Annotated in this window: 17 protein-coding genes; all 17 read left to right on the top strand. The window is 43.0% G+C overall.

From position 1 onward, the window contains the following. On the top strand, positions 1 to 504 hold the full coding sequence (locus IJE10_08020; GenBank protein MBQ2968045.1) for a hypothetical protein: 504 nt from the start codon (positions 1 to 3) through the stop codon (positions 502 to 504). Further along, the gene (locus IJE10_08015) at positions 504 to 2,534 is read left to right on the top strand and encodes a hypothetical protein (GenBank protein MBQ2968044.1); all 2,031 of its coding nucleotides are present in this window, start codon (positions 504 to 506) and stop codon (positions 2,532 to 2,534) included. The genes IJE10_08020 and IJE10_08015 overlap by 1 nt, the downstream gene beginning before the upstream one ends. A 12-nt stretch (positions 2,535 to 2,546) precedes the next feature. After that, positions 2,547 to 3,326, top strand: a complete 780-nt coding sequence (gene minD, locus IJE10_08010; GenBank protein MBQ2968043.1) for a septum site-determining protein MinD — start codon at positions 2,547 to 2,549, stop codon at positions 3,324 to 3,326. A 476-nt stretch (positions 3,327 to 3,802) separates the two neighbouring features. Beyond that, positions 3,803 to 4,441, top strand: coding sequence for a site-2 protease family protein (locus IJE10_08005; GenBank protein ID MBQ2968042.1), 639 nt, complete (start codon positions 3,803 to 3,805; stop codon positions 4,439 to 4,441). 22 nt (positions 4,442 to 4,463) lie between these two features. Continuing rightward, a complete protein-coding gene (locus IJE10_08000) occupies positions 4,464 to 6,299 on the top strand; it encodes a TIGR03960 family B12-binding radical SAM protein (protein MBQ2968041.1) in 1,836 nt (611 codons plus the stop codon). Then, positions 6,292 to 6,951, top strand: coding sequence for a DUF2344 domain-containing protein (locus IJE10_07995; GenBank protein MBQ2968040.1), 660 nt, complete (start codon positions 6,292 to 6,294; stop codon positions 6,949 to 6,951). The genes IJE10_08000 and IJE10_07995 overlap by 8 nt, the downstream gene beginning before the upstream one ends. 68 nt (positions 6,952 to 7,019) lie before the next feature. Beyond that, positions 7,020 to 10,124 (top strand): isoleucine--tRNA ligase, encoded by a 3,105-nt coding sequence (locus IJE10_07990; protein ID MBQ2968039.1) that lies wholly within the window; start codon positions 7,020 to 7,022, stop codon positions 10,122 to 10,124. 10 nt (positions 10,125 to 10,134) lie between these two features. Beyond that, positions 10,135 to 10,638, top strand: a complete 504-nt coding sequence (locus IJE10_07985; protein ID MBQ2968038.1) for a Fe-S-containing hydro-lyase — start codon at positions 10,135 to 10,137, stop codon at positions 10,636 to 10,638. 25 nt (positions 10,639 to 10,663) lie between these two features. Continuing rightward, the gene (locus tag IJE10_07980; GenBank protein ID MBQ2968037.1) at positions 10,664 to 10,873 is read left to right on the top strand and encodes a DUF1858 domain-containing protein; all 210 of its coding nucleotides are present in this window, start codon (positions 10,664 to 10,666) and stop codon (positions 10,871 to 10,873) included. After that, positions 10,873 to 11,799 carry a tRNA dihydrouridine synthase DusB gene (gene dusB / locus IJE10_07975; protein ID MBQ2968036.1) on the top strand — a complete coding sequence of 309 codons (927 nt, stop codon included), beginning with the start codon at positions 10,873 to 10,875 and terminating at the stop codon, positions 11,797 to 11,799. Before IJE10_07980 ends, dusB begins: the two co-directional genes overlap by 1 nt. 36 nt (positions 11,800 to 11,835) lie before the next feature. Then, positions 11,836 to 12,555, top strand: a complete 720-nt coding sequence (locus IJE10_07970; protein MBQ2968035.1) for a UMP kinase — start codon at positions 11,836 to 11,838, stop codon at positions 12,553 to 12,555. 21 nt (positions 12,556 to 12,576) lie between these two features. Further along, positions 12,577 to 13,131: a ribosome recycling factor gene (frr, locus tag IJE10_07965; protein MBQ2968034.1), complete on the top strand. Its 555-nt coding sequence runs from the start codon at positions 12,577 to 12,579 to the stop codon at positions 13,129 to 13,131. Further along, the gene (locus IJE10_07960; GenBank protein MBQ2968033.1) at positions 13,112 to 13,843 is read left to right on the top strand and encodes an isoprenyl transferase; all 732 of its coding nucleotides are present in this window, start codon (positions 13,112 to 13,114) and stop codon (positions 13,841 to 13,843) included. Before frr ends, IJE10_07960 begins: the two co-directional genes overlap by 20 nt. Before the next feature lie 18 nt (positions 13,844 to 13,861). Further along, positions 13,862 to 14,665 carry a phosphatidate cytidylyltransferase gene (locus IJE10_07955; GenBank protein MBQ2968032.1) on the top strand — a complete coding sequence of 268 codons (804 nt, stop codon included), beginning with the start codon at positions 13,862 to 13,864 and terminating at the stop codon, positions 14,663 to 14,665. Between the two features lie 9 nt (positions 14,666 to 14,674). Beyond that, positions 14,675 to 15,820, top strand: coding sequence for a 1-deoxy-D-xylulose-5-phosphate reductoisomerase (locus tag IJE10_07950; GenBank protein MBQ2968031.1), 1,146 nt, complete (start codon positions 14,675 to 14,677; stop codon positions 15,818 to 15,820). Between the two features lie 3 nt (positions 15,821 to 15,823). Further along, complete coding sequence (rseP, locus tag IJE10_07945) at positions 15,824 to 16,828, top strand: RIP metalloprotease RseP (protein ID MBQ2968030.1); 1,005 nt, start codon at positions 15,824 to 15,826, stop codon at positions 16,826 to 16,828. Between the two features lie 11 nt (positions 16,829 to 16,839). Further along, positions 16,840 to 17,877 (top strand): flavodoxin-dependent (E)-4-hydroxy-3-methylbut-2-enyl-diphosphate synthase, encoded by a 1,038-nt coding sequence (gene ispG / locus IJE10_07940; protein ID MBQ2968029.1) that lies wholly within the window; start codon positions 16,840 to 16,842, stop codon positions 17,875 to 17,877. Position 17,878 lies beyond the last annotated feature (1 nt).

The following is a 17,878-nucleotide window of genomic DNA, read 5'->3' as shown; positions in this document are numbered from 1 at the left end:
ATGAAAAAAATAATTGTGATTGCCTTTACGATTTTTCTGACTCTTTTGCAGGTTACGTTTACCCATCACATTTGCTTTGGATGGTATAATTATGGTTTGATGCTCACTGCGATCATAGTACTGACCTCTTTTGATTATGTCTTAGGTTATATCGGTGCGGCGGTCTGCGGTTTTTTCATGGATTGCCTGTTGGGCGGGGTTGATTTTGTGTATCTTATCATTTCTCTTGCATCGGCATTGGCGGTTCATTTGGCAACCAAATATGCATTCAGACAAACTTTGCTTACCGTACTGATTTTTACGTTTGTGTTAACCTTTGCAACAGAACTGGTTCAGTACTGGATTTTTATTGTAGGCGAGCAAACCGGTGCAGTTGCGTATGCACTGACAAAATTGATTTTTCCGCAGGCATTTATAAATACATTTTGTGCTGTATTTGTGTATGTTCTCTATGCGTGGCTGTTCAGAAAACTGAATTATGACAAAGGAGGCTTAGGACGCTGATGTATAACAAAAACGATACAAGTCGGGCATATGTGCTGCTTTTTATTGCAGGTATTATGTGTTTATTATGTGTCCTCAAGCTGTTTCAACTGCAAATTATAGAAGGAAAACGGTATCGGGAAGAAGCGGAACAAAAAAAATATCTGACCATGACGGTGGAAGCTCCGCGCGGTGAAATACTTGACCGCTACGGTAATGTTCTGGTTGGAAACCGAACCTGTTTTTCGGTGCAGATAAAGCCGTCCGGCTTGTCATCAGATGAACGGGCGGATGTGATTGCGCGTGTAATTCGTTTGATTGACAAGGAAGGCGGAACCGTACGAGATTCGTTGCCTATTACAAAGGAAGCGCCTTTTTCTTTTACCATGACAGGGAAGGGTGCAAAAAAGCGATTGAAGGAATGGAAAGCAGAATACGGTATCGACCCGAATGCCACGGCGCAGGAGGCGATATTGTTTTTGGCAGATAAATACGATGTAAAGCCCGGTCTGAGTCTTGATTTGAAAAGAAAAACCGTTGGTGTAATTTATGAAATTCGCCTTCGTGGCTATTCAGAAGAAAATCCTTATACGATTGCGTCGGATGTTTCCATGAATACCGTTGCGATTGTAAAGGAAAATAACTGGGAGTATCCTTCTATTGTGGTGGCGCAGGAACAAATCCGATATTATCCGAATCAGGAGCTGGCGGCACATATTTTGGGCAATGTTGGGCTGATTTATCAGGAGGAATACGAAAAACTCAAGGATGAAGGCTATTCCATGGATGCGATTATCGGCAAGCAGGGTATAGAATACACCTATGAGTCTGATTTGCGTGGTTTTGACGGCATGCGCAGTGTAGCACGCATGAGCGGTGAAGGGGAACAGATTGTAGAATCCAGAGAACCGATACCCGGCAATGAAGTGTTGCTGACTTTGGATGTGGAAGTGCAATCGGTTATGGAGAAAACCTTAAAAGCTACCATTGAAAGTGCGCAGCAAAGCGGTTATATCGATTGTAATGCAGGCTCTGCGGTTTGTCTGGATGTAAATAGCGGTGAAATTTTGGCAATTACGTCTTATCCGGGTTTTAATCCTGCAGAGTACAATGCCAAATACGAAGAATTTTTAAACAATCCTGCAAATCCTTTATGGAACAGAGCTTTAGCAGGTACCTATTCTCCCGGCTCTACTTTTAAACCTCTGACGGCTATTGCGGCACTGGAGGAAGATAAAATCGAAGCGGATGACCTGATTGAGGATAAAGGAAAATATACCTATTATAAAGATTATCAGCCGTCCTGTTTAGAATGGCGGAACACCGGCGAAGGACACGGTTATGTAAATACAGCGCTGGCCTTACAGGATTCCTGTAACTATTACTTTTTTGAGGTAGGCAGACGTCTTGGTATTGACAGTCTTGCTGATTATGCGAAAAGATTCGGGTTGGGTCAGATAACAGGTATTGAAATCGGAGGAGAAGCAGAAGGACTTGTTGCATCCCGGGAAGCCCGTGAAGCAAACGACGGAATCTGGTATGCCGGCGATACTCTGCAGGCGGCCATCGGTCAGTCGGATAATCTGTTTACACCGATTCAGATGGCAAATTATACGGCGACCATCGCCAATGGCGGAACGCGTTATCGTCCACATTTACTCAAAGCGGTAAAGAAAACAGGCACAGGTGAGATTTTGCGACAAACCTCGATAGAGGTTGTGGATAAAATAGATATATCCGACGAAAACTTAAATGCTGTAAAAAACGGTATGAAAAAAGTTACAGAAGAGGGAACCGCTAAAAGCGTGTTTAAGGATTTTGAGATTGCGGTTGGCGGTAAAACAGGTACCGCGGAAGTGCTAAACGGCTCGAGTAACGGTATTTTCATAGCATTTGCACCTTTTGATAAGCCGGAAATCGCGATTGCAATTGTTCTGGATCATGGTGGTCACGGTTCGACTGCGGCACCCATTGCAAGAGCGGTTTTTGAAACGTATTTTGAAAATCAGAAAGTCAGCGACACATATGAACCGCATATGCTGTTGCAATAAGGAGAGATTTTTTTGGGAAAAATCATAGCGGCCGTCTCCGGGAAAGGCGGCACAGGTAAAACGACTACAGTTGCAAATCTTGGATTGTCCTTTGCAAAATTACAAAAGAATACTTTGGTTGTGGATCTGGATATCGGACTTCGCAATTTAGATCTGGCGCTGGGACTTCAGAATGAGGTTGTGTATGATGTGCTGGATGTTGTAAGCGGAGCGTGCGAAGTGGAGGATGCGTTGGTGCAGAGCGATAAATATCCTTTGCTTTCTTTTCTTGCGGCTGCGCAATTTAAAGAAAAGAATGCGGTTTCTGATGCGGAAATGCAATTCTTTGCAGAACAGGTTCGTGAAAAATTTGATTATATTATTTTAGATTGTCCTGCAGGCATCGGCGAAAATGTGTGTGCGGCGATAGCGGTATCGGATACAGTCCTGATTGTTGCCAATCATGACCCGTTTTCCTTGCGCGACGGGGACAGAATCGCAAGTGTTGTTTGTGATGAATATGATGCAGAATTAAAGCTTCTGGTCAATCGGTTTAAAACGGAACTGGTGCGTCGTGGGAAAATGCCGAACATTTTACAGGTTGTGGAAAATATGGCGGTACAGCTTGTGGGTGCGGTGCCGGACAGTGATTCGGTGCTTTTGTCCGGTTACAACGGTCAGCCGATTGCTTTGAATGAAAAGGATTCGGCAAGCAAAGCGTATTTAGAGGCGGCAAAACGTCTGAACGGAGAACATATTCCGCTCGTGGATATACCTGTGAAAAAAAGATTTCTGCGTAAAAAGAAAATCTGAATAAACAATACTGTTTCGCATATATTGATAACAGGAACGGAGGCTTTTGCGATGCGGAACAGACACAGAAGGTATACAACTAAAAGAGGGGCAAAAAACGAACAGGCATTTGCGGTGAAAACCGTTGTACAAAGTATAACAGCATTGCTTATATTTCTTGTGATATGGGGAATATCTGTGAGTGAGCACCCGCGGGTGCAGATGGTGTGTGATAAGATTAAACATTATCTGACCTATACAGTGGATGTGCGGTCTGTTTTTCAGCCGATTACTGAAAATAACAAAGGGGATTGATGCGTATGTACATGAATCCTCTTTTTTTATGCCTGCTTTTTTTAAGCTTCTGCATGGGTATCGGAGTTGAAGTTTGTTTGGTTTTTGCCGTAGCATTTTTACATGAATGCGGACATATTCTGGCAGCACATCTTACGGGTACAGCCGTTTTGAGAGTCAGCTTTATGCCCTGGGGCGTTTGTATGGAAGCAGAACCTTTTAAAAATGAACGGGCTGAATGCCTGACGGCGTTGGCAGGACCTTTGACAAATCTTTTGTTGCTTGGTGTGCAGTTTTTTTGGCAAAATGAGCTGTTTATGTTGTCCAATTTATTTATGTTTCTCATCAATCTATTGCCGGTTTTGCCATTAGATGGGGGAAGGATACTTAAAGCTATTCTCACAGAAGAGGTGGGAAAAGAAAAAGCCATCCGCATCATGCATGTAACAGCATTGATTTTAACAGTTCTATTGTTTGGTATTGGGGTAGTACTGTTTTATAAAACAGGTGTGAATTTTTCTGTTCTTATCATTGCGATCTTTTTGGCATGTAGTGAAAAAGAACCGCGAATTTTATCTTTTGGTAGCCGTCGTGAAATTCAAAAAATCACCCATTACGCGGTTTTTGCGGAAACTAAAGCAAACCGTGTATTGAAATTCAATTCCAAAGCAGGAGAGGTTATGTTCGATATACTGGATGGAAAATGTGCCTTTTTAGGGTCTGTGACATTGCGTCAGGTTATGGAAGCGATGGCGAATTTCGGCTATGAAATTAATTTTGCTGAAATTTTACAAAAACAATTGCAAAATGATACGTTTTGTAGTACAATAGATACTGTATAATAGTGTATGACCGGAGGTACAAATGCGAATCGAAGATATAGAAAAATTTTTACTGGATGTACAAAAGCCTGCCCGCTATATCGGCGGCGAAATGGGAAGCATAGTAAAGGATTTTGATAAAGCTTCCTGCAAAGTGGCTTTTTGTTTTCCGGATACTTACGAAATCGGTATGTCTCATTTGGGTATGAAGATTTTATACCATATGATTAATGAACGGGAGGATAGTCTTTGTGAACGTGTGTTTGCACCATGGATTGACATGGAAGAAAAGATGCGTTCGCATAATATTCCGCTGTATTCTCTTGAAAATAAAAAAGCGGTTTCCGATTTTGATCTGGTGGGCTTTACACTGCAGTACGAAATGTGCTACACCAATGTTTTGAATATGCTGGATTTAGCAAATATTCCGCTTCTTTCAAAGGAGCGAACAGACGGCCCCTTTGTTTGTGTGGGCGGTCCCTGCTCATATAATTCTGAGCCGTTAGCAGATTTTGTGGATTTTGTCATGCTCGGTGAGGGCGAAGAAATTTTCAATGAAGTCATTGACCAATACGTTGAATGGAAAAACAATGGCGAAGAACGTGAAACTTTTTTGGAACGTATTGCAAAGCTTGACGGTATCTATGTACCAAAATATTATGACGTGACTTATCATGCGGACGGAACGGTGGAAAAAATTGCAAAGAACCGTGATTTTGCGGCAGATAGACCGCAAAAGCGTATCATTCACGACATGTCAAAGGCATATTATCCCGAAACGCTTGTAGTTCCGTTTACAGAGATTGTGCACGACAGAATCATGCTTGAAATTTTCCGTGGCTGTACCCGTGGGTGTCGCTTCTGTCAGGCAGGCATGATTTACAGACCCGTTCGGGAAAAATCGGTTGACCGTATCACAGAGCTTGCGGAAAAGCTTATAAAAAATACAGGATATGATGAAATGTCCCTTTCATCATTGAGTACAAGTGATTATTCGAAGCTGGAAGAAATGATGTCCCGTCTTTTAGAAGTGACACAGGAAAAAAAGGTAAGCCTTTCCTTGCCGTCTCTTCGGGTGGACAACTTCTCTATGGACTTAATGAAAAAGGTGCAGGCGGTTCGCAAAACAGGTCTTACCTTTGCACCGGAAGCCGGTACACAGCGTTTGAGAGATGTTATTAACAAAGGCGTTACCGAAAACGACCTGATGAATTCCTCAGCCTTGGCATTTTCCAATGGTTGGAATACGGTAAAGCTTTATTTTATGATGGGTTTGCCTACTGAAACTATGGAAGATGTTATGGGCATCGGAGAACTTGCAGAAAAGGTTGTGGATTGTTATTATAATTGCGTGCCAAAGGGCAAAAACCGTGGTGTGAAAGTTACGGTTTCCACGTCTGTTTTTGTACCGAAGCCCTTTACGCCTTTCCAGTGGGATCCTCAGGAGAAAATAGCATCTGTTGTGGAAAAACAGCAGAATTTAAAGCACTCTATCCGTAAGCGTCAGATTGTATACAACTGGCATGAAAGCAAAGTGTCTTATCTGGAAGCGGTGTTTGCACGCGGTGACAGAAATCTTTGCAAAGTGCTTTTAAAGGCACATGAAATGGGTTGTAAATTTGATGGTTGGGATGAAACCTTTAGCTTTGAACGATGGATGGATGTGTTTAAGGCTTGTGGTGTTGACCCTGATTTTTATGCAACCCGTAAGCGTGAATTTGATGAAATTTTGCCCTGGTCACATATTGATGTAGGCGTAAGTGAAGCGTTTTTAAAACGGGAAAGAGAAAAGGCAGAGCAGGGAATTACAACTCCCGATTGCCGAAAGGGCTGTACCGGATGCGGTGCAATTGCGCTGGGAGGTGGACACTGTGTATAAATACCGATTGACTTTTTCTAAAACAGGCTACGCAAAATATGTGTCACACCTGGATTTGATGCGCATGTTTCAGCGAGCGTTTAAACGCGCAGAACTTCCGATATCCTATTCCCAGGGCTTTAATCCGCACCAGAAGATATCTATCGGTTTTCCGTTGCCTTTAGGGGTCACGGGTACAAAAGAATACATGGATATTGAACTGGATGAGAAGCTTTCGTTTGCAGAGCTTTGCGGACGGTTGAACGAAGCGCTGCCGCCTGATATACGAATTTCCGAAGCTTCCGAACCGCAACAGAAAACCAGTTGCTTACAGCTTGCAGCCTATACGGTTTATGTGGAACTGAAGAAGGAAATTCCGGAGCTTAAGAAAAAGATTGAAGCCGTTTTGAATCAATCCGAAATTTTGGTGGACAAGAAAACCAAAAAGGGAATTGCGGAAACGGACATCAAGCCCTCTATTGCAAATGCAGAGGCTTCTGTAAACGGCAAGATTTTGGACATGCTTCTTGTTTTGTCCTGTGCAGACGGCGCAAGCTTAAAAGCGACGGTTGTGCTGGATGCACTTAAAAAATACATCCCTGATTTTGAGATGGAATGTGTCCGGATAAACCGCGACGGTTTATTTTTAGAAAATATGACAGAAATTTGCTAAAAAACCTTTACAAATGAGCAAAAATAGAGTAAAATAGAATGAATAACAATTTAACGGAGGTAAAAATCGTGTATAAAAAAGTACCAACCGGTTTGAACTTTGAAGAGAGAGAACATGATATTATTAAATTCTGGCAGGATAAAAAGGTTTTCCAGCGCAGTACCCGTCCCGAGGGTGCACCTGTGTTTACCTTCTATGACGGACCCCCGACCGCAAACGGTAAACCGCATATCGGCCACATTTTAACCCGCGTTATGAAGGATATCGTACCACGCTATAAAACCATGAAAGGGTACCGTGTATTGCGTAAAGCGGGCTGGGATACCCATGGCTTGCCGGTTGAACTGGAGGTCGAAAAGCTTCTCGGTATTGACGGCAAACCGCAGATTGAAAAATACGGCGTTGAGCCTTTTGTAGAAGAATGCAAAAAAAGCGTTTGGAAATACGAAAGTCTCTGGAAGGAAATGAGTGACCGTGTAGGCTTCTGGGCGGACATGGATGACCCGTATGTAACCTATCACAACGAATACATCGAATCCGTATGGTGGGCATTAAAGCAAATCTGGGATAAAGACCTGCTTTATAAAGGTCATAAGATTGTTCCGTATTGCCCCCGTTGCGGTACTGCACTTTCCAGCCACGAAGTAGCACAGGGCTATAAGGATGTCGAAGAGGTGTCTGTATTCGCACGCTTTAAAATTAAAGACCAGGATGCATATTTCTTAGCGTGGACAACCACACCCTGGACACTTCCGTCTAACGTAGCACTTGCTGTAAATCCTGACGAAACCTATGTAAAGGTTAAGTTTGAAGGTTTAACTTATATTATGGCAAAGGTACTTGTACCGTCCGTTCTGGGTTCTGAAGTGGAAATTTTAGAAGAAATGACAGGTACAGACCTCAAAGGCGTGGAATATGAACCGCTCTTTGATTTTGCGAAGACCAAACAAAAATGCCATTTCATTGTGGCAGATAACTATGTAACCACCACCGACGGCTCGGGTATCGTACATATCGCACCTGCATTTGGTGAAGATGACGCCCGTGTGGGTCGTGATAACGATTTGCCTTTTGTACAGCTTGTAAACACAGAAGGTAAGTTTGTGGAAGGTACCGGTAAATATGAGGGTATGTTCGTAAAGGATGCTGACCCCTTGGTAATCGAAGAACTCAAAGAAAGAGGTCTTTTGTATCAGGCAGTTCCGTTTACACACTCTTATCCGTTCTGCTGGAGATGCGATACACCGCTTCTTTACTATGCAAGAGAATCCTGGTTTATTAAAATGACGGCTGTTCGTGAGCAGCTTCTGAAAAACAACCAGACGGTTAACTGGATGCCGGACAACATCAAAAACGGTAGATTCGGTAACTTCCTTGAAAATGTAATTGACTGGAGTATTTCCCGTGAGCGTTACTGGGGTACACCGCTTCCGATCTGGGAATGTGAATGCGGTCACAGACATACCATCGGCAGTATCGAAGAATTAAAGGCTATGTCGGATGACTGCCCGGATGAAATTGAACTGCACCGTCCCTACATTGATGCGGTACATCTGAATTGTCCCGAATGCGGTGGCAAGATGACCCGTGTAACCGAAGTAATTGACTGCTGGTTTGACTCAGGCTCCATGCCTTTTGCACAGTGGCACTATCCCTTTGAAAACAAAGAAATTTTTGACCAGAACTTCCCGGCTGACTTCATCTCTGAAGCCATTGACCAGACCCGTGGCTGGTTCTACACACTTATGGCAATTTCTACTTTATTGTTTGATAAGTCGCCTTATAAGAATGTTATCGTTTTAGGTCACGTTCAGGATAAGTATGGTCAGAAGATGAGTAAGCACAAGGGCAACGTTGTTGACCCCTGGGTTGTTCTTAGCAATCAGGGTGCTGATGCGGTTCGCTGGTACTTCTATACCTCCAGCTTCCCGTGGATTCCGAACCGTTTCCATGAAGATGCGGTAAACGAAGGACAGAGAAAGTTCATGGGTACACTTTGGAACACCTATGCATTCTATATTCTTTATGCAGATATTGATAACTTTGATCCGACCAAGTATTCCCTTGAATATGATAAGCTTGCGGTTATGGATAAATGGATTTTGTCTAAATTGCATACCTTAATCAACAAGGTGGATACCGATTTGGAAAACTATCGTATTACCGAATCTGCCCGTTCCATTCAGGCGTTTGCAGATGAACTTTCCAACTGGTATGTTCGTCGTTGCCGTGAACGTTTCTGGCAAAAGGATATGCCTCAGGATAAGATTAATGCATACATGACTTTGTATACCGTACTTGCTGAGCTTTGCAAGCTGTGTGCACCTTATGTTCCGTTTATGACAGAAGAAATTTATCAGAATCTGGTTCGTACAAACGATGCAGCTGCTCCCGAGAGCATTCATTTCTGTGATTATCCTGTATACAACGCGGATTTCGTAGACGAAAAGCTGGAAGCAAACATGGATTTGGTATTAAAGCTGGTTGTTGCAGGTCGTGCGGCAAGAAATACCGCAAACTCCAAAAACCGTCAGCCTTTGCCGAAAATGTATGCGCAGGCACCCGAAGCTCTGGATGCAGAGTACTTTGACATTGTTTTAGAAGAATTAAATGTTAAGGAACTGGAATTTGTGGATTCTGTAGACTCTCTGGTTGCTTATAAGTTTAAGCCGCAGCTTAGAACTTTAGGTCCGAAATATGGTAAAATCTTGGGTAAAATCAGTGCATACCTTGCATCTTGCGATACCGCAGCTGCAATGGAAAAATTGAATGCGGATGAATTATTCACTTTTGAAATTGACGGCGCACCGGTAGCTCTTTCCAAAGAGGATTTGCTTATCGAAACCGTTCAAAAAGAAGGCTTGTATTCTGAAACTGACAGAGATGTAACTGTAATTTTGGATACAAATCTCACACCTGAGCTGATTGAAGAGGGCTTTGTTCGTGAAATTATCAGCAAAATCCAGACCATGCGTAAGGAAGCTGATTTTGACGTACAGAATCACATTAAGCTTTATGCAGAAGGCTCTGAAAAGATTTTAGGTATCATTGAAAGCAACAAAGAAGAAATCTCTTCAGAAACCCTTTGTGATGCAATGGAAGCTTGCAAGGGTTATACCAAGGACTGGAATATCAACGGTGAAGCAGTGACCATCACCATTGAAAGACTTTAAAGGAAGCATCATGAAAACAGTAAAGCTTAATACCCCGATTACAAAGGAAGACATCAAGGGGCTTAAATACGGTATGAAAGTTCTGATTACCGGGTATATTTATATGGCAAGAGATGCAGCGCACAAACGGATGATTGAAGCACTTCAAAAGGGAGATAATCTCCCTTTTGAGGTGAAAAATCAGACGATTTATTATGCAGGTCCATGTCCGAACAAGCCGGGACAGGTTATCGGCTCGTGCGGACCGACCACAAGCTGTCGTATGGACGCTTACGCACCAACTCTTTTAGATTTGGGGTTAAGCTGCATGATTGGGAAAGGGGAGCGCTCCGAAGAGGTGCTCGCATCCATTTCCAATAACGGTGCGGTTTATCTTGGTGCAACAGGCGGTACAGGTGCTCTGCTTGCCAAATCTATTAAATCGCAGGAAATCATTGCCTACGAGGATTTAGGCGCGGAAGCGTTAAGAAAACTGTATGTGGAAGATTTCCCTGCAATTGTACTTGTAAAATAATATTTTATATAAGGAGTTGTTTATTATGGCAAAAGTAACAAAAGACACAATTATCATGGATGTTTTAAAAATTGATCCCGGCACGGCACCGTTCTTCTTAAACATCGGTATGCATTGCCTGGGTTGCCCCTCTGCAAGCGGTGAAAGCATTGAACAGGCTTGCGCAGTTCACGGTGTAGATTGCGATAAATTGGTTAATGCAATCAATGAGTATCTTGAAACCATTGGTGAATAATGCTCAAAATTAAAAATTTAACACTTGCCTCGGACGTGATTTTAGCGCCCATGGCAGGTGTTACCGATTTGCCCTTTCGCAGAATTTGTGTGGAGCTTGGCTGTAAAAACACAACCAGCGAAATGATTTCGGCGCGCGCTATGCACTATCAGGATAAAAAAACGGTGACTCTGCTTCCAAAACATGAAACGGAAAAATGTTTTACTGTCCAGATTTTTGGTAATGAGCCGGAAATCATGGCAGAGGCGGCAAAGCGCATCACCGACATGGAAATTGCGGATATTTTAGATATCAACATGGGATGTCCGGCACCTAAAATCGTAAAAAATGGAGATGGCTCTGCGCTTATGCAGGACGAAACAAAGGCTTCAAAGGTCATTGAAGCGGTGCGTAAGGCGACAGAATTGCCTCTTACGGTGAAGTTTCGTTCCGGTTGGAGTGCAGAAACCAAAAACGCTCTCTCTTTTGCAAAAATGGCAGAGGAAAGCGGTGCAGATGCAGTTACGGTGCATGGCAGAACTAGGGAACAGTTTTATGCAGGTGTTGCAGACTGGGATATTGTCCGTCAGGTGAAGGAAACCCTTGGAATTCCCGTAATCTTAAGCGGAGATATCTGGGATAAGGAAGCAATAGAACGTGCAAAAAACGAGACCGGCTGTGATGGAGTCATGGTAGCCCGCGGTGCGCAAGGGAATCCGTTCATTTTTTCGGACAGAGAATATACAAAAGACGAAATTTTGGATACAGCAATTCGGCATTTAGCCTATATTGTAGAACATAAAAGCGAAGCAATTGCAGTTCGTGAAGCGAGAAAGCACATGTGCTGGTATATAAAAGGTATGTACGGTGCGGCACAGGCAAAGGTTGCAATCAATGCGTGTAACACCGAAAAAGAGATGCAACGGGCTTTAAACGATCTGCGCTAAATAATCAGCTTTTTGAAGCGGAAACGGAGTATTAAAATGGATAAACCAAAGTATAAGAGAGTCATTCTAAAAGTCAGTGGCGAAGCTTTAGCCGGCGAAACCGGTTTCGGTTTAAATCAGGATGTAATCAGTTCCATTTGTGAACAGATAAAAAATTGCATGGAAATGGGCGTTGAGGTTGGTGTCGTTGTTGGTGGCGGTAACTTCTGGCGTGGCAGAACCGGCAAAAACAAGGGTATGGATCAGACAAGAGCCGACCATATGGGGATGCTTGCAACTGTAATCAATGCGTTGGCGCTCGCGGATTCTCTGGAAAGCAAAGGCGTGGAAGTTCGCGTACAGTCTGCCATTGAAATGCGTCAGATTGCAGAACCTTATATCAGAGGACGTGCAATGCGTCATTTGGAAAAAGGCAGAGTGGTTATCTTTGCATGTGGCAGCGGTAATCCGTTCTTCTCTACAGATACAGCCGCAGCTCTTCGTGCCGCTGAAATTGAAGCTGAAATCATTCTTCTGGCGAAGAAGGTGGATGGCGTATATGACAGCGACCCGAATGTAAATCCTGATGCAAAGCGCTATGATGCACTTTCCTTTATCGATGTTTTAAATCACAGACTGCAGGTTATGGATTCTACCGCAACCTCTCTTTGCATGGACAACAATATTCCGATTCACGTGTTCGGACTGGAAGATACATACAATATTATCAGAGCTGCAAAAGGCGAAAAAATCGGTACAATTGTTACCAATTCTTAAATTTTAAGGGGGAAATGAATTATGAAAGGTAATTACCAGGAAATTCAGACAAAAATGGACAAGAGCATTAATGTGCTCAAAAATGAATTCGCGGCTATCCGCGCAGGCAGAGCAAATCCTGCTGTATTAAACAAAATCACTGTTGATTATTACGGTGCGGCAACACCTGTTCCGCAGATTGGTACTGTTTCTGTTCCCGAACCGAGAACACTTATGATTCAGCCGTGGGATGTTTCTATTTTAAAAGATCTTGAAAAGGCAATCTTAGCTTCCGATATCGGTATTACGCCTACCAACGATGGTAAGGTTATCCGCTTATCTTTCCCGCCGCTCACCGAAGAAAGAAGAAAAGAAATCGTAAAAGGTCTTTCCAAGACAGGTGAAGAGACCAAGGTTGCAATTCGTTCTATCCGCCGTGATGCGCTGGAAGGCTTTAAAAAACAGCAGAAGAACAGCGAAATTACAGAAGATGATTTGAAAAATATCGAAAAAGACGTTCAGGAACTGACCGACAATGCAATCAAAGAGATTGATAAAATTGTAAAAGCAAAGGAAGCTGAAATTCTTGAAATATGATATCGATACTTTAAATATTCCCAACCATATTGGCATCATTATGGATGGGAATGGTCGTTATGCTCAGAAAAAGGGGCTTCCCCGTACTATGGGTCATAAAGAGGGTGCAGAAAATTTAAAAACCATTTCCAAGTTTGCCAGTGATATAGGCGTAAAGCATATGACGGTTTACGCCTTTTCCACCGAAAACTGGAAGCGGCCCACATTAGAGGTTTCGGGTATTATGAAGCTTTTGAGCTTCTATTTGGGCGACTGGAAAAACCAGATTGGCGATAATGACCTGCGCATCCGTGTAATCGGCGACCTCTCCGGATTTGACGAAGCATTGCGCAAAAAAATGGCTGTCATCGAAGAGGAAACAAAGAATGCAACCTTCGAGCTTAACATCGCACTTGGTTATGGCGGAAGAGATGAAATTGTAAAGGCGACCCGTAAAGCGGCAGAGCTTTGTGCAAAGGGGGAACTGAAGGCAGAAGACATTACTGAAGAATTTATGTCTTCTCTTATGTATACCTCCTATGTGGATGACCCTGAACTGATTATCCGCACCGGTGGTGAGCTTCGTACCAGCAATTTCCTGCTTTGGCAGTCTGCATATTCTGAGTACTATTTTACCGATGTGCTTTGGCCGGAATTTTCAACCGACGATTTGCTTCAGGCGATTGCGTCTTATCAGAAGCGCGACAGAAGATACGGCGGATTGAACAAGTAATTTAGGAGAGTTTTTGTTATGAAACAGAGAATCATAACCGGTGTGATTGGTGCACTTGTAGTTATTCTACTGCTTTTGTCACCGGTGAATGTACTGCATGTTGCAGTGGGGCTTGTTACACTTTACGGCTTGTTTGAAATGTACAAGGCGCTTGACTTACATAAGAATATTTCTTTGATGGTGCTAAACTTTATTTACGCTGTTACAATTTTTGCATACAAGTGGATTCCGGTTGAATGGATGCCGGCATTACTGTTTTTGTATGTAGTATTACTGTTTTTGGCAATGCTTAAATCAGACAATACAATAGCGTTTTCCAAAGTGACACTTTCCGCATTCATGTTGGTTTACATTGTGTTTACCATGCTCCATATCGTGCTTGTAAGGAAGTTACCCTTTGGACAGTACCTGATTTTCCTGGTGCTTTTAGGGGCGTGCGGTACAGACATTTTTGCTTATTTTGTCGGTGTATTTACGGGTAAGCACAAGCTTTGCCCGAACATCAGCCCAAAAAAGACCGTTGAGGGCGCTGTGGGTGGCTTCTTAGGTGCAATTTTATGCTTTGCAGGCTTCGGTCTTGTGATGCAGTTTGCTTTTTCCGCGCAGGTAAACTATGTAAATCTTGTGATTTTAGGTGCTGTTTCGGGCATTCTTTCCGAAATTGGTGACCTTGCGGCTTCTATGATTAAGCGCCAGTATGAAATCAAGGATTACGGACATCTTTTGCCCGGTCACGGTGGCATTATGGATCGCTTAGACAGCATTATTTTCATTGCACCGCTGGTTTATTATTTTGTAAAACATTTACCTATTTTGGGATAAGGTGATTTTGTGAAGAATATAACTGTATTGGGGTCTACCGGTTCAATCGGTACCCAGACATTAGAGGTTATTGCCCGGAATAAAGATAAATTTCGGGTTAATGCCATTACAGGTCACAGCAATATAAAACTTTTAGAGGAGCAAACGAGATGTTTTGCTCCTAAATTTGTTGCGGTGGCAAACGAATCTAAATATAACGCTTTAAAAGTTGCACTTTCTGATACCGATACAAAGGTGCTTTGTGGTGTGGAAGGCATGTGCGAGGTGGCAGCAATGCCCGAAAATGACATTGTGGTTTCCTCAACAGTTGGTATCTCCGGCTTAAAGCCGACTTTAGCTGCCATTGAAGCAGGGAATGATATTGCGCTTGCCAACAAAGAAACTTTAGTAACGGCAGGGCAGTATGTAACTGATCGTATTCGGGAAAAGGGCGTAAAGCTTTTACCTGTGGACAGTGAGCACAGCGCGATTTTTCAATGCTTAGAATGTGGACACAAACCCCGTCGGTTGATTTTAACAGCTTCGGGCGGTCCGTTTTTCGGCAGAAAAAAGGAACAACTTAAAGACGTATCTTTGCAGGATGCATTAAAACATCCGAACTGGTCTATGGGACAAAAAATTACCATTGATTCTGCAACCATGATGAACAAGGGGTTAGAGATTATCGAAGCCAAATGGTTATTTGATATGGATGTGGAAAAAATAGATGTGGTGGTGCATAGGGAGAGCATTATCCATTCCTTGATTGAGCTTACCGACGGCTCTGTGCTTGCACAGATGGGTGAGCCGGATATGAAGCTTCCTATTTCGGTTGCTCTGTTTTACCCCGAAAGAGAAACGGTAAACGAGGCACCGTTTGATTTTTTAAAGCATCCGAATCTTTCGTTTTATCAGCCGGATGAAGAGGCTTTTCCGTGTCTGCGCCTTGCAAAAGAAGCACTTAAAGCCGGTGGTACAATGCCATGCTTTATGAACGGCGCAAACGAGGCAGCGGTGGATTTGTTTTTACATGAAAAAATCGGATTTTTGGATATTCCTGCATTGATTGAAAACGCAATGCAGATGTATAAATCAGTTAAAAACTACACATTATCTGATATTGAAGAGGCAGACTGGGCAGCCAGAGAAGCTGTAATCCGTCAAATTGGAGGTTAAAAAGTGACAATTCTTATAGCATTGATAGTTTTTGGCGTGATGATTGGCGTGCACGAGGCAGGGCATCTTGTGGCGGCAAAGGCAAGCGGTATACTTGTGCATGAGTTTGCTATCGGCATGGGGCCAAAGCTTTTATCTTGGCAGGGCAAGGAAACAAAATATTCTTTGCGCTTGCTTCCCATTGGCGGTTTTTGTAATCTGGAAGGGGAAAACGGTGAAAGCACTGACGAAAGAGCCTTTTGTAACGCAAAAAACTGGCAAAAGCTCTGGGTTTTGGCGTCGGGCGCCATTATGAATCTGGTGTTGGGATTTGTGGTGTTGCTTTGCTTTTACGGCGGTCAGGACAAAGTTGCGGAGCCTGTTGTGCATGAGGTGCTTGAAAATACGCCCGCGTACTCTGCAAACCTTCAGCCCGGTGACCGCGTTGTGAAAATGAACAGCACAAAAATCAATATTTATCCAGATTTGAAATTTTTCTTTCTGAAAAACGGAAATAAGCCCTTTGATTTAACGGTTGAACGGGATGGAAAAGAGATTGTAATTCAGAATTTTAAGCCCTACGAAAGCGAAGGGCAGGCGTATTTAGGGTTTACGGCAGCTGCTCCTGACAACACGTTTCTAACGACAGTTAAAAATTCTTTTTATATGGAATTTTTTATGGGTAAAATTGTACTGGATGGCTTGTGGCAGCTTATTTCAGGCGGTGCATCCCTCGAAGATGCTTCAGGTCCTGTTGGCATTGTAAATGAGGTGGGTAAAGCGGCAAAAAGCGGTTTTACGGACTTGCTTTATATTGTGGCGCTGATTACCATCAACCTCGGGCTTTTTAATTTGTTACCCATTCCTGCTTTAGACGGCGGACGCATTTTGTTCGTGCTGATTTCTATGATTATCCGCAGAAAAGTGCCTGAAAATATTGAAGCAGGCTTTCATGCGACAGGTATGTTTTTATTGTTATTGCTGATGTTGATTGTTACCTTTAACGATGTAGGCAGAATTTTCGGATAGGAGAAGTAAAAATGACCAGAAAAGTTTCCATTGGTAACCGCGTAATAGGTGGCGGAAATCCGGTACTTGTTCAATCTATGACCACCACAAAGACGGCAGATGTATCGGCAACGGTTGAACAAATTAAAGCATTGCAGACTGCAGGCTGTGATATCGTGCGTGTAACCGTTCCTGATATGGAAGCAGCGCGCGTAATTGATAAAATTAAAGAACAGATAGTTATTCCTCTGGTGGCTGACATTCATTTTGATTATCGTGTTGCAATTGAATGCATGGAGCGTGGTGTGGATAAGGTGCGCATTAATCCCGGAAATATTGGAGATGAAGCACGCGTGAAAGCAGTTGCGGAAAAAGCGATCCAAAAAAACATACCTATTCGCATCGGGGTAAACGGCGGTTCTTTAGACAAAGAAATTTTAGCAAAATATGGAGCGCCTTGTGCCGATGCAATGGTAGAGAGCGGTTTGAAAGAAATAAAAACCTTAGAAAAATACGGCATGGAAAATATCGTGATTTCTCTTAAATCCTCTTCGGTTATGCAAACGGTTGAAGCATACAGAAAAATTCACGCACTCACAGACTGTCCATTACATATCGGTGTAACAGAAGCAGGAACTGAATACGGCGGTCTGATTAAATCCAGTGTAGGACTCGGAACGCTTTTAAACGAAGGAATTGGTGATACCATGCGTGTTTCACTAACCGCTGACTCGGTTCGGGAAATCTATGCGGCGAAAGAAATTTTAAAGGCGTGTGGCAGATTAGAGGGAGGCGTAACCTTAATTTCCTGTCCGACCTGCGGAAGATGCTGTTATCCCTTGATTGACATTGTTAATGCGTTGGAACCCAAGCTTAAAGCAATCAATAAGGATATTACGGTTGCAGTTATGGGATGTGTAGTCAACGGCCCCGGCGAGGCAAAGGAAGCCGATATTGGTGTTGCCGGTGGTAAAGAAGAGTGCATTCTCTTCAAAAAAGGCGAAATTGTAGGACGTGTTTCGTTCGACAAAGTTATCGAAACATTACTTAAGGAAATCGAAAAAATGTAAA

The organism is Clostridia bacterium, from assembly GCA_017410375.1.
Lineage (GTDB): Bacteria > Bacillota > Clostridia > RGIG6154 > RGIG6154 > RGIG6154.
This window is presented reverse-complemented; position numbering and strand designations above follow the sequence as displayed.